Origin of the sequence: Streptomyces sp. WP-1 (assembly GCF_030450125.1) — a bacterium.
GTDB classification, from domain to species: Bacteria; Actinomycetota; Actinomycetes; order Streptomycetales; family Streptomycetaceae; genus Streptomyces; species Streptomyces incarnatus.
In genome coordinates this window covers 4,615,444-4,627,767 of the sequence record NZ_CP123923.1, presented here as the reverse complement: position 1 = coordinate 4,627,767, position 12,324 = coordinate 4,615,444, and the positions used below count along the sequence as shown (strand labels likewise).

General features: G+C 72.7%; 10 protein-coding genes and 1 pseudogene. 5 read left to right on the top strand and 6 right to left on the bottom strand.

Going from position 1 to position 12,324, the window contains the following annotated elements:
- Positions 1–101: 101 nt before the first annotated feature.
- Positions 102–848, top strand: coding sequence for a DUF6227 family protein (locus QHG49_RS20295; RefSeq protein ID WP_301490588.1), 747 nt, complete (start codon positions 102–104; stop codon positions 846–848).
- A 70-nt stretch (positions 849–918) separates the two neighbouring features.
- Here QHG49_RS20295 and QHG49_RS20290 read toward each other — a convergent pair whose 3' ends face one another.
- Positions 919–1,167 (bottom strand): hypothetical protein, encoded by a 249-nt coding sequence (locus QHG49_RS20290; protein ID WP_086808321.1) that lies wholly within the window; start codon positions 1,165–1,167, stop codon positions 919–921.
- A gap of 177 nt (positions 1,168–1,344) precedes the next feature.
- Here QHG49_RS20290 and QHG49_RS20285 point away from each other — a divergent pair, with 177 nt between their 5' ends.
- A complete protein-coding gene (locus QHG49_RS20285) occupies positions 1,345–2,322 on the top strand; it encodes a YafY family protein (RefSeq protein WP_201300584.1) in 978 nt (325 codons plus the stop codon).
- A gap of 543 nt (positions 2,323–2,865) precedes the next feature.
- Here the strand turns inward: QHG49_RS20285 and QHG49_RS20275 are convergent.
- From QHG49_RS20275 to QHG49_RS20260, 3 genes and pseudogenes are all read right to left on the bottom strand, one after another.
- Positions 2,866–3,259, bottom strand: a pseudogene (locus QHG49_RS20275) (TetR/AcrR family transcriptional regulator); the annotation flags it as partial.
- Between the two features lie 870 nt (positions 3,260–4,129).
- Positions 4,130–5,131, bottom strand: a complete 1,002-nt coding sequence (locus QHG49_RS20270) for an RNA polymerase sigma factor RpoD/SigA (protein WP_159702256.1) — start codon at positions 5,129–5,131, stop codon at positions 4,130–4,132.
- Positions 5,132–5,597: 466 nt separating this feature from the next.
- Entirely contained in the window at positions 5,598–6,392 is a 795-nt protein-coding gene (locus QHG49_RS20260) for a dioxygenase (RefSeq protein WP_159702259.1), read from the bottom strand.
- Between the two features lie 95 nt (positions 6,393–6,487).
- On the opposite strand from QHG49_RS20260, the gene QHG49_RS20255 reads away from it, so the two are divergent.
- Positions 6,488–6,997, top strand: coding sequence for a MarR family winged helix-turn-helix transcriptional regulator (locus QHG49_RS20255; RefSeq protein WP_159702262.1), 510 nt, complete (start codon positions 6,488–6,490; stop codon positions 6,995–6,997).
- Positions 6,998–7,034: 37 nt separating this feature from the next.
- Here QHG49_RS20255 and QHG49_RS20250 read toward each other — a convergent pair whose 3' ends face one another.
- A complete protein-coding gene (locus QHG49_RS20250; protein ID WP_145492509.1) occupies positions 7,035–8,570 on the bottom strand; it encodes an MFS transporter in 1,536 nt (511 codons plus the stop codon).
- Between the two features lie 193 nt (positions 8,571–8,763).
- Positions 8,764–9,423, bottom strand: a complete 660-nt coding sequence (locus QHG49_RS20245) for a TetR/AcrR family transcriptional regulator (RefSeq protein ID WP_301490586.1) — start codon at positions 9,421–9,423, stop codon at positions 8,764–8,766.
- A 321-nt stretch (positions 9,424–9,744) separates the two neighbouring features.
- Between QHG49_RS20245 and QHG49_RS20240 the strand changes: the two genes are divergently transcribed.
- Positions 9,745–11,055, top strand: a complete 1,311-nt coding sequence (locus QHG49_RS20240) for a M6 family metalloprotease domain-containing protein (RefSeq protein WP_145492506.1) — start codon at positions 9,745–9,747, stop codon at positions 11,053–11,055.
- Between the two features lie 74 nt (positions 11,056–11,129).
- A complete protein-coding gene (locus QHG49_RS20235; protein ID WP_159702265.1) occupies positions 11,130–12,290 on the top strand; it encodes an alpha-hydroxy-acid oxidizing protein in 1,161 nt (386 codons plus the stop codon).
- Positions 12,291–12,324: the final 34 nt, after the last annotated feature.

The following is a 12,324-nucleotide window of genomic DNA, read 5'->3' as shown; positions in this document are numbered from 1 at the left end:
GTTTTTCCGGTGTTCGTTTTCCCCATTCCCGGACATGACGTCCGATCGAGGGGCTACGGTATGCACCCACAAGGTGACATGCAGCAACGCCGGGAGATGCCTTGAGCGTTCCGTACGAGACGGCAGCGCCCGAACCAGCCGAGTCGCCCGAGTCGCCCGAGGAACACCTCGCGCGACTCCTCGGCCGCGCCCTGAACTCCTTCGAGCTGCCCGACGAGGTGATACGACGGCTCGACTGCGCGCTGGCGTACGACAGTTCGCTGCACTCCGCGCACCACAGCGCGGGGCTGCACCGGGAGACGTACCGGCACACCTGGCTGCTGGCCGACGGCTCGGCGGTCACCCTGTGGGAGCTGGCGCACAACACCACCCCGGGCGGCCCGCCGGACCACGAGGTGTACACGGACGAGGAGGAGCTCCAGACGGCCACCTCGCGGCTCGGATTACCCCCGGACGCGCCCGAACTGGAGCTGCCCGCGCCGACCTGGCTGTGGGCGGTGCCCGCTCCCCGGCACGTGTTCGCCTGCGGCGACTCCGCCGACCACGCCCGCCGGCTGCTGCGCCGCGCGGAGAACGCGGACCGTCCCAGCGACCGCACGGCGGACCTGCTGGCCACGGCGACGGCGCACGAGATCACCCAGGCCTTCGGCCGTCCGGGCCGGGCGGGCCGCTCGGGGCTGAGTTATGTGCTGTACGAGCACGCGTTCCTGCTGCCGGACGACAGCGAGATCTCCCTGTGGGAGGTCGAGCACACGGCGACGCCGGACGGCCGCCATATGTGCGAGGTGTACATGTCGGAGGACGCGGCCCGTTCCGCGATGGAGCGGCGCGCGGCACGACAGGGCTGACGGGCGGGCCGAGAGCGGAGCGGACGGCGGGGCAGGCGGCCCGGCCGGGTCGGTCGGCGGTGGCCGGGCTTCAGCGGTGGCCGAGCTGTCGTATCAGCCCGGCGAAGGCGTCCTGTTCGGCCGGGGTCAGCTCCACCGACTCCCGCGGCGGGCCGGTCCGCTGGGCGGGGAGGAACGGCAGGCGGGCGGCCGCGAGTTCGCGAAGCGCCTGAGCGCGGAACCGGCGCAGCAGACGCAGCACACCGATCGCCCAGACCACGCCGGCCAGGGTGAGGAAGACCGCGGCGACCAGCTGGAGAGTCGACAGATGCTCGGGCATACCCACCAGTACACACCACGGCGGGGCGCTTCGGGCCCGGACCGTGACGTATCTCGCAGGTGCCGTGAACAACACACACGGGATCAACCGGACCAACGGGACGTGCGGCGGTGGTGCGGTGAACGCCCGCGACGACTAGGTCAGGTGCCGTCCTGGGCGTGCGGCATCCTCGTACGCATGACGACCGCCACCCCGGCACGGCTGCTCCAGTTGCTCTCCCTGCTCCAGACGCCCCGTGAGTGGCCGGGCGGTGAGCTGGCCGAGCGGCTCGCGGTGTCGCGTCGTACCGTGCGGCGGGACATCGACCGGCTGCGTGAGCTGGGTTACCCGGTGGAGGCGACGAAGGGCTCGGACGGCGGGTACCGGCTGGTCGCGGGCAAGGCGCTGCCGCCGCTGGCGCTGGACGACGAGGAGGCCGTCGCCATCGCGGTCGGGCTGCGGGCCGGCGCGGGGCACGCGGTGGCGGGCATGGACGAGGCGTCGGTACGGGCCCTCGCCAAGCTGGAGCAGGTCCTGCCGGCCCGGCTGCGGCACCGGGTGGCCACCCTCCAGGCGGCGACGACCCCGCTGACCGCCGGGGACGGCGCGAGCATCCCGGCCGGGACGCTGACCCTGCTGGCCTCGGCCGTGGCGGGCCGGGAGCGGCTGCGGTTCGCCTATCGCGACAAGGAGGGCGGCACGTCCCGCCGGCTGACCGAGCCGCATCGGCTGGTGTCGACGGGGCGGCGCTGGTACCTGGTCGCGTACGACCTCGACCGCGCGGACTGGCGCACGTTCCGGGTGGACCGGGTGAGCGAGCCGTTCGCCACCGGAGTCCGGTTCGCGCAGCGGGAGTTGCCGACGGGCAGCGCGGCGGGGTATCTGCGGCGGTCGATCCAGCAGTGGCAGGAGGCGTACGACTTCGAGGTGCGGTTCGCCGCGTCGGCGGCGGAGGTCGCCGAGCGGCTCCCGGGGGCGTACGGGGCGCCCGTGGACGACGGCGAGGGCGGCTGCGTCCTGGCGGGCGGCACCGGTGACCCCCTGGAGTGGCTGTCGGTCCGGCTGGCGCTGACGGGGTTCGAGTTCACCGTGCGGGGGCCGGATGAACTGGCGGCGTGCGTACGGGGGTTGGGGGACAGGCTGAGCCGGGCCGGGGGTGGGCCGGGCCTCCCGTAAGCCCCTAGTACGCGCCGTCCCAGTCGAAGCCGCCCAGGGCCTTGAGGTTGCGCAGGGCCAGCGCGGCGGGGCCGTCCGGGCCGGTGGGCGGGGAGGCGGTGGCGGCCCAGGACTGCACCGCGACGCGTACGGCACTCCCGGCGACGGCGGCGGCGAAGCGCAGGTCGGGGGTGATCACGGGGACGGTAAGCGGCGCCTCGGCCGACTCCGCGCCGGGGACCGGGCCCGGCCCGGCGGGCGCGGCGAGCGGGTCGGGGGCGGCTCCCGGTTCCCCGGCGGTCCATGGCGCCCCCGCCTCCGTGGCGCCGACAGCCCCCGGGCCCCCCGCGAACGGCTCACCCGCAGGCGGCCCACTCGCGTACGGCTCACCCACCGACGCCCCGCCCACGTACGGCCCACCCGTGTACGGCTCCCCCGCAGGCGCCTCCCCCGCAGGCATCTCCCCCGCAGCCGCCCCTTCCCCACCAGCGTCCGCACCTTCCGCGTCCGCCCCTTCCGCGTCCGCCCCCTCCGCGCACGCCACCCCCCACCCCGGCGTCGCCAGCCGCCTCGCGAGGATGTCCGCCAGCGCCTCCTCCGACGTCTGGCCCACCTCGGCCCAGACCTTGCGCAGGGCGGGACTGGTGTCGGTCAGGCGGAGCAGGGTGCGGACCCATTCCCAGGAGGCGGCCGAGACCCCGGCGCCGGGGGTGAGGGTGTGCTCGACGGCGTGTTCCAGGGCCTGCTGGACGGTGAGCGCGGCCGGGGCGGTGCGGACGGCCTCGGCCCAGCGCTGGGCGCCGGCGGCGTAGAGGGGCGCGACCGCCTCCTCCTTGGTGGCGAAGTAGCGGTAGAAGGTGCGCGGCGCGATGCCCGCCCGCTGGGCGATGTCCTCGGCGCGGGTGGCCCGCAGCCCCTGGCGGACGAACAGGGCGGCCGCGGCCCGGGCGATCTCCATCCGGGTCTCGGCCTTGCGGCGCTCGGTGAGGGAGGGCGCCGGCGCGGTGCCGGAAGGAGACTGCGGGGTGGTGCCGGAGGTGGAACGGGGGGTAGGACTGGGGGTGGTGCTCATCTCGGCAGGCTATGCCCGTGTGGCAGAATCTGCCATCCGGCGGTTCACCCCGGGGTTCAGGTACGGGGTGGGCCGCCACTTGCCGTCCCCGCCGCCGTCGCACCGCTTCCCAGCCTCGCACGACCGGGCCGCTCCCGCAGGGGTTCAAGGGCCTCGGGACGGTACGGAGTTCGGGCCGTGCCGAGGCCGGCTCCCGGACCGCCGCCGTCCGCCCGCGGCTGCCGGGTCGCGCCGTGTGGCGCGGAAACGCCGTTGCGCGCCGGTGGACGTGGTACCCGCGAGGCCGCCGGGAGGCCGCCGGAATCTCCCGGCGACGCCCGTCCGCGCGCACGGGAGCACGAGCGCCCCGGCGGAGGGCCCACGGCCTCGCGGCAGAGGACGCACGGGCCACCCCGCCCGCCCACCGCAGAAGAAGCCGGGCTCCGGCGCCCGGGGGGGGTGAGCGCCGAAGCCCGGCTCTGGGAAGTCCCGGCGCCGGGGGGGATGTGCGCAGGGACATGGCTCGCGTGGGGTCGGCCGAAGGTGCGTGGGGTCGGCCGGGTGCGGATCGGTGTGTCGGCGGTGACGAGCTGGTGCGGCTGGTCCGTTGCTGACTCGGGGTGGGGAGTGCGGCGTTCACCGGGCCCCGCCTGGCGGGCCCGGAGAGGTTGTTCCCTCGGGCCCGGCGGTTGAAGCGGCCCCGGAGCGCCATGTTTGCGCCGTCTTTCGCCACCCGGCGTACGCGGCCCCCGGCCCCCTCACGCCGCCGCGTCGGACTTACGCCGCCGCGTCGAACCCGGTGTCCCGCGCCAGCTTCTTCAGCTCCAGCAGGGCGTGCTTCTCGATCTGCCGGATGCGCTCACGGGTCAGACCGTGCTCCTTGCCGACCTCGGTCAGGGTGCGCTCGCGGCCGTCCTCGATGCCGTACCGCATCTTGATGATGGAGGCCGTGCGCTGGTCCAGGCGGCCGATCAGGTCGTCCAGTTCCTCGCTGCGCAGCAGGGTCATCACGGACTGCTCGGGGCTGACCGCGGAGGTGTCCTCCAGCAGGTCGCCGAACTGGGTCTCGCCCTGGTCGTCCACCGACATGTTCAGCGAGACCGGGTCACGGGCCCAGTCGAGGACGTCGGTGACGCGCTCCGGCGTGGAGCCCAGCTCCGCCGCGATCTCCGTGGGCTCCGGCTCGCGGCCGTGCTCCCGGTTGAACTCGCGCTGCACCCGGCGGATGCGGCCCAGCTCCTCCACCAGGTGGACGGGGAGGCGGATGGTGCGCGACTGGTCGGCGATGGAGCGGGTGATGGCCTGGCGGATCCACCAGGTGGCGTACGTGGAGAACTTGAAGCCCTTGCGGTAGTCGAACTTCTCGACGGCACGCACCAGGCCCGCGTTGCCCTCCTGGATCAGGTCGAGCAGGGGCAGGCCGCTGCGCGGGTAGCGCCGGGCGACCGCGACGACCAGGCGGAGGTTGGAGCGGATGAACACGTCCTTGGCCCGCTCGCCCGCGGCGACCAGGGACTCCAGCTCCTCACGGGTGGCGTCCGAGGTGGTGTCCTCGAACCCGTCGAGAACCTGTCGCGCGAACACACCCGCCTCGATGGTCTGGGACAGCTCGACCTCCTTGGCGGCGTCGAGCAGCGGTGTGCGCGCTATCTCGTCGAGGTACATGCCGACCAGGTCGCGGTCCGCGATCTCGCCGCCATGAGCGCGAACACTGCTTGCCGAGTCGGCCGTCTCGCCGGAGGCGGCGGACTTACGACGGGCGACGGCACGGGTTGCCATGCGTGCTCCCTTGCGATGGTGGGCTGGCGGGTGGTCCTGCTGAACGCTCGGCTCTCCAGGGTGTGTCCTCGCGGACTCTCCTCTGAGTGCCCTGCATCCGATGGAAACAACGACTGGAATCAGGACAGAATTCCCAACCCGCCCCTCAATTTTTCTGATCATGCAGTACCCTGTTCCGCCGCAGGGAAGGCGCGATGGTGTCCGATCCCACAGAGGCGCAGGTCAGGCCAGGATTCGAGGGGGATCTCGTTGCCCTCACGGAGATCTGTGACCTCCATGTGCGCGAGACGGCCGTCACGTTCGACACCGTCCCTCTCACCCCGTGCTCACCCCGTGTGAGCGCCGGCCCTGGCCGCTCTCCCACCCGGAAGACGGCCCGCACCGCCTGATGGTTGCCACGGCGCCGGTCCCGGGTACCGGCGCCGAGCGGATCTCCGGAATTTCGGCCCTGAAACCGTCCCGGGAGCTACCCGAACTGCACGGACCGCTTCGCCAGCCCCATCCAGAACCCGTCGATCACCGACTTCTGCGCGTCCAGCTCGCCGCCCGCCTCCGCCGCGCCCATGGTGACGAAGAGCGGGGCGAAGTGCTCGGTGCGCGGGTGGGCGTAGCGGCCGGCCGGGGCCTTGCCCAGGAAGTCGAGGAGGGCGTCCCAGTCGCGGTCCGCGAGGGCCCGCCGGCCCCAGTCGTCGAACTCGGCGGACCAGCTCGGCACGCCCCCGCCCGGGTGGCGCAGGGCGGCGAGGTTGTGGGTGAAGAAGCCGGAACCGACGATCAGCACGCCCTCGTCGCGCAGCGGGGCGAGCCTGCGGCCGATCTCCATGAGCCGGACCGGGTCGAGGGTGGGCATGGAGATCTGGAGCACCGGGATGCCGGCCTCCGGGTACATCTCGACGAGCGGGACGTAGGCGCCGTGGTCCAGGCCGCGGTCGGGGATGTCCTGGACGGGCGTGCCGGGGGCGCGCAGCAGCTTGCGGACCGACTCGGCCAGCTCCGGCGCGCCGGGGGCGTCGTACCGGACCCGGTAGTAGTGCTCGGGGAAGCCCCAGAAGTCGTGGACCAGGGGAACGGTCTCGATCGCGCCGAGGGCGAGCGGCGCCTCCTCCCAGTGGGCGGAGACCATGAGGACGGCCTTGGGGCGGGGCAGCGTCGCGGCCCAGGCGGCGAGCTGGCCGGGCCACACCGGGTCGTCGGCGAGCGGCGGGGCGCCGTGGCTGAGATAGAGGGCGGGCATGCGCTCCTTGGCGGCGGCGACGGACATGCGGCGACTCCCGGATACTTTAACTCTCAAGCTTTATGAAACACCGTACGCCCAACTAGTTCAAGTTTCAAAAAGACCTTTCGTAAAGTGGACCCATGAACACGGCACCGGACTCCGCCGCACCGCACCGCTGGCTCACCCCCGGGGAACAGCGCGTCTGGCGCGCGTACCTGCACGCCACCACCCTGCTGGAGGACCACCTCGACCGGCAGCTGCAACGCGACGCGGGCATGCCGCACGTCTACTACGGCCTGCTCGTCACGCTCTCCGAGGCACCGAAGCGCCGGCTGCGGATGACCGAGCTGGCGATGAAGGCGAAGATCACCCGCTCCCGGCTCTCGCACGCGATCGCCCGGCTGGAGAAGAACGGCTGGGTGCGCCGCGAGAACTGCCCCTCCGACAAGCGCGGTCAGTTCGCGGTGCTCACCGAGGAGGGCGCGGCCGTGCTCGGCCGTACCGCCCCGGGCCATGTGACCGCCGTACGCCAGGCCCTGTTCGACCGGCTCAGCCCGGAACAGCAGAAGGCCCTCGGCGAGATCATGGAGATCGTCGCCGAGGGCCTTCAGCCGGACGAGGAGGGCGCGGACCTCCCCTGGCTCCGCTAACTCACCGAGTGCGCGAGGGTCAGTGGGCTCGATGGGCTCAGTGGGCCACCACCGGCACCGGCACCTCGTCCTCGGCGCCCGCGCCGGAGGCCACCTGGGTGGTGCCCGGACGGCCGGCGTTGACGAAGGTGAAGGCGATCAGCGCGGCGACGGCCAGGATGCCGACGGCGAAGGCGATCGCCGTGCTGTAGCCGTGCACCATGCTCTGCAGGCCCACCAGCTGCTGCTGCGGCTTGGTGGCGGCGCCGGCGATGTGGTCCTTGAGGTACGACGTCTTCGCGGACGCGGCGATGGTGTTCAGCAGCGCCGTGCCGATCGCGCCGCCCACCTGCTGCGAGGTGTTGACCATCGCGGAGGCGACACCGGCGTCCCGGGGCTCGACGCCCGTGGTGGCCAGGGACATGGCCGGCATGAACGCCGTACCCATGCCGAGGCCCAGCAGCACCATCGCGGGCAGCAGCAGGGTGGTGTACGACGAACCGATCTCCAGCTGGGTCAGCAGCAGCATGCCGAGACCCGCGACCAGGAAGCCGGGGCCCATCAGGAACCGGGCGCGGACCCGGGTCATCAGGCGGGCGCCGATCTGGGTGGAGCCGGTGATCATGCCGGCCACCATCGGCAGGAACGCGAAGCCGGTCTTGACCGGGGAGTACCCCTGCACGATCTGGAGGTAGTAGGTCAGGAAGAGGAACAGGCCGAACATGCCGATGATGGCGAGGCCGAGCGAGAGGTAGATGCCACCGCGGTTGCGGTCGCGGACCACGCGCAGCGGCAGCAGCGGGGCCTTGACCCGGGACTCGACCAGCACGAACGCCAGCAGCAGCACCGCGGACGCCACGAACATCGACACGGTCAGGGCGTCGCTCCAGCCGTCGGACTCGGCGCGCGTGAAGCCGTAGACCAGCGAGACCAGGCCGAGGGTGGACAGCAGGACGCCGGGGATGTCGAGCGGGGCGCGGTTGCGGCCGCCCTCCGGCTCACGGATGACCAGGGTGGCGCCGAGCGCGGCGACGATGGCGAACGGCACGTTGACGAAGAACGTCCAGCGCCAGTCCAGGTACTCGGTGAGGAAGCCGCCGAGGATCAGGCCGACGGCGCCGCCGCCGCCCGCGATGGCACCATAGATGCCGAACGCCTTGGCGCGCTCCCTGGCGTCCGTGAACATCACGGCCAGCAGGGACAGCGCGGCGGGCGCGAGCAGCGCGCCGAAGACGCCCTGGAGGGCGCGGGCGCCGAACATCATCGGGCCCGAGACGGCGAGACCGCCGAGCGCGGAGGCCAGCGCGAAGCCGATCAGACCGGTGAGGAAGGCGCGCCGGCGGCCCCACTTGTCGGCGATCCGGCCGCCGAACAGCAGCAGACCGCCGAAGGCGAGGGCGTAGGCCGTGACGACCCACTGCCGGTTGCCGTCGGATATGCCGAGGTCCTTCTGGGCCGAGGGCAGGGCGATGTTCACGATGGTCGAGTCGAGGACGACCATCAGCTGGGCGAGCGCGATGAAGACGAGCGCTTTCCAGCGGTTGGCGTCGCCGGATGGCGCGGCGACGCGGGGAGCCGTGAGGGCGTCGGACATGGGTGTACCCACTTCGGGACTTCGGGAGTTCACGAGTGCGGAGCTTCGTGACCAGGTGACGGAAAAATGACGAGAAATCGGCAGTGAACGGAACGCGTCAGGAAAACGGACTACTAAGGACGGCAAGGACGGCAAGGACGGCAGGAGCGAGAACGACGGAGGCGGCCGGCGTGGTGGGCGGGAGCGGGTCGGGCTATGCGGCCGTACCGCACTGACGGAGTTCCCCGACGGTGACGGCGGTGCCCGGTAGCACGGAGCGCGCGGGGGCCCGCAGGCCGTCGAGGAGAAGCTGGAGGTGGCGGTGGACGAACCGGTCGCCCTGCGGGCAGCCGGTGCCGGCCGGGGGCCGGCTCAGCTGGGCCACGGCGATCATCAGGTCGCCCACCCCGACGTCGGACCGCAGCTGACCGGCCGTCACGGCCCGCCCCATGACCTCTGCCACGAGGCTCTCGACGCGCTCGCGGGCGGCCTCCAGGTCGGGGTGGTGCCGGTCGAAGGTGGTGGAGACCATCGGGCACAGCGCGCTGATCCGCTCGTCGGCGCAGGCGTGCACGAAGTGCTCCAGCGCGGCGAAGGCGTCCCCGGTCTCTGCGAGGGCACCCTCGGCCGCCTCGGCCGTGCGGTCCATCACGGAGCAGACGACCTCGCGGACGAGGGCGTCGCGGTCGGGGAAGTTGCGGTACAGCGTGGCATTGCCGACGCCGGCCCGGCGGGCGATCTCGTCCAGCGGCACGTCCGGGCCGTGCTCGGTGAACATCTCCCGGGCGGCGGTGACGATCCGCTCCCGGTTGCGCAGGGCGTCGGCGCGGGGCCGGGTCACCTTGCGCGGCGCGGGGTGGGTGGCGGTCGTCACTGCGGGCTCCTCGGTCGGTTCGGTCGGTGCGATGTCGGTGGGCCCTGGTGATCCGGGGAACCGGTCCCCGTTTCGGGCGGACACAGTTCCAAACGGGGAGAGGGTCCCCACTTATTTCCGGTCCGCGAAAAGAGCGGCTGTGAGCTGAGCCACATGCGCCGGGGGCCGAATTCACCCTCCCACGCCCGCACTTCCCACGTTCGGTCCCGCCCTTCCCACGATCGGTCTCACCCAGCGCGCGCCCGCCACGGCCCCGGCACAGGGTGATCGCAAGGGCGCAGCCAGGAGTCCGGCGGCTGCCGTGGAGCGAAGGGTCCGTGCATGCAGCCGCAGTCGCCCCGCCGCATATCCCCCGACCAGGACCCCAGCGGTATATCCGGGCGCCGCATACCCTCGCGCCGGATGGCGCTCGCCGCGGTGACCGCGCTGACCCTCGCGATCAGCACCTCGGCGGGGACCGCCCGTCTCACGGCGCCCTCCACCGCCGGGCCGACCGGCCTGGCCCGCACCGCGGCCCTCTCCCCCTGCATGATCCACGGCGGCCCCGACGTCCAGATGACCGAGGGCGTGCCCACCCCGCACGGCTACGCCCGCTCCACCGGCACCGTGCACGCCCTGACCCTGATGGTCGACTTCTCCGACGCGCCCGGCGAGGGCAGCGCGATGGACCGCTTCCACGAGTTCTTCCCGCGCACCCAGGACTGGTTCCGCACCTCGTCGTACGGCCGCCTCGACTACCGGCCCGAGACACCGGTGACCGACTGGCTGCGGATGCCGAAACCGTTCAAGGCGTACGGCATAGAGCGCGGCGCGCCCTTCGACCCCGGGTACCGGCAGCTGGTGCAGGACATCGTGGCCGCGGCCGATCCCGAGGTCGACTTCCGCTCGTACGACCTGCTGAACATACTGGTCAGTCCGAACGCCGGTCCGTCCGCGCTGGACACGGTGCTGTCGGTGACCTTCGCGGGGAACGCGGACGCGCCGGTGGCCGACGGGGTGCCGGTCTCCAACGCCTCCTTCATCTACTCCCGCCAGGACGACGGTTCCGGTTCCTTCCCGCACACCGGCTTCCGGGTGCTGCCGCACGAGAACGGCCACACCTTCGGGCTGCCCGATCTGTACACCCAGGACGGCGGGGGCACGGTCGGGCACTGGGACATCATGAGCGAGGACTGGGGCGCCAACAACGACATGCTCGCCTGGGACAAGTGGAAACTGGGCTGGCTGGACGGCTCCCAGGTGGGCTGCGCGGCGAAGGGCGGCAGCGTCGAGTACGCCCTGACCCCGCTGTACAGGTCGGGCGGCGGCAAGCTGGTGATCATCCCGGTCGACGGCCACACGGCGTACGCCCTGGAGGTCCGGGCGCAGGGCGGCAACGACGAGGCGATCTGCTGCCCCGGCGTCCTCATCTACAAGGTGGACGCCACCGTCGACACCGGTCGGGGCCCCATCACCGTCTACGACGCCCACCGCGACAGCGGCGGCTGCACCCGCAGCCCCAACGTCCAGGCCGAACTCTCCGACGCCCCCTTCACCCCGGGCCAGAGCTTCAAGGACCCCCGGCACGGGATCGTGGTGCGGGTGGCGGGGGAGGACGACGGGACGTACCGGGTGCGGGTGACGCGGACGTGACCCTGTTCCCCGGGGCCGGGCCCGCGCTGTAGGGTCCAGCGGCTCGCACGCGGCGGGCCGGAGCAGGAGGACCCATGGCGTTCGCCGACTACCAGAACGAGATCTACTTCGACGGCCTGCGCGGGGTGGTGCCGCGGCTGCCGATGACCTTCGCCGAGCTGGAGCCGCCCGCGCTGGCCGCGCTGACGCCCTCGGTACGGTCGTACGTCGCGGGCGGCGCCGGGGACGAGCACACCCAGCGGGCCAACGTCACCGCGTTCGAGGAGTGGGGTCTGGTCCCGCGCATGCTGGTGGGGGCGAAGGACCGCGATCTGTCCGTCGACCTGTTCGGGATGCGGCTGCCCTCCCCGCTGTTCATGGCCCCGGTCGGGGTGATCGGCCTGTGCGCGCAGGACGGGCACGGCGATCTGGCCACCGCGCGCGCCGCCGCCCGCACCCAAGTGCCGATGGTCGCCTCCACCCTGACCGTGGACCCGATGGAGGAGGTGGCCGCGGAGTTCGGCGACACCCCGGGCTTCTTCCAGCTCTACACCCCCACCGACCGGGAGCTGGCGGAGAGCCTGGTCCACCGGGCCGAGGCGGCCGGGTTCAAGGGCATCGTGGTCACCCTGGACACCTGGATCACCGGCTGGCGCCCCCGCGATCTGGCCGTGAGCAACTTCCCCCAGCTGCGGGGGCACTGCCTGGCCAACTACACCAGCGACCCGGTGTTCCGCTCCCGCCTCGCCACGTCCCCCGAGGACGACCCCTCGGCCGCGGTCCTGCACTGGGCGCTGACCTTCGGCAATCCCCTCACCTGGGACGACCTGCCCTGGCTGCGCTCGCTCACCGATCTCCCGCTGATCCTCAAGGGCATCTGCCACCCGGACGACGCCCGCCGCGCCAGGGACGCGGGTGTCGACGGCATCTACTGCTCCAACCACGGCGGCCGCCAGGCCAACGGCGGTCTGCCCGCGCTGCATTGCCTGCCCGGTGTGGTCGAGGCCGCCGGCGACCTGCCCGTGCTGTTCGACTCCGGGGTCCGCTCCGGCTCCGACGTCGTCAAGGCGCTCGCCCTGGGCGCGCGGGCCGTCGGCATCGGCCGCCCCTACGCCTACGGCCTCGCCCTGGACGGCACCGACGGCATCGTGCACGTCCTGCGCACCCTGCTCGCCGAGGCCGACCTCCTGATGGCCGTCGACGGCTACCCCACCCTGGCCGACCTCACCCCCGACGCCCTGCGCCACCTCCGCTGAACCCTCGTTCCCGGGCCGTACACGCCGCCGCCCC

Coding starts and splice junctions, on each gene's coding strand:
- QHG49_RS20290 (WP_086808321.1), bottom strand. CDS start 1,167: ATGCCCGAGCATCTGTCGACTCTCCAGCTGGTCGCCGCGGTCTTCCTC.
- QHG49_RS20285 (WP_201300584.1), top strand. CDS start 1,345: ATGACGACCGCCACCCCGGCACGGCTGCTCCAGTTGCTCTCCCTGCTC.
- QHG49_RS20270 (WP_159702256.1), bottom strand. CDS start 5,131: ATGGCAACCCGTGCCGTCGCCCGTCGTAAGTCCGCCGCCTCCGGCGAG.
- QHG49_RS20260 (WP_159702259.1), bottom strand. CDS start 6,392: ATGTCCGTCGCCGCCGCCAAGGAGCGCATGCCCGCCCTCTATCTCAGC.
- QHG49_RS20255 (WP_159702262.1), top strand. CDS start 6,488: ATGAACACGGCACCGGACTCCGCCGCACCGCACCGCTGGCTCACCCCC.
- QHG49_RS20250 (WP_145492509.1), bottom strand. CDS start 8,570: ATGTCCGACGCCCTCACGGCTCCCCGCGTCGCCGCGCCATCCGGCGAC.
- QHG49_RS20240 (WP_145492506.1), top strand. CDS start 9,745: ATGCAGCCGCAGTCGCCCCGCCGCATATCCCCCGACCAGGACCCCAGC.
- QHG49_RS20235 (WP_159702265.1), top strand. CDS start 11,130: ATGGCGTTCGCCGACTACCAGAACGAGATCTACTTCGACGGCCTGCGC.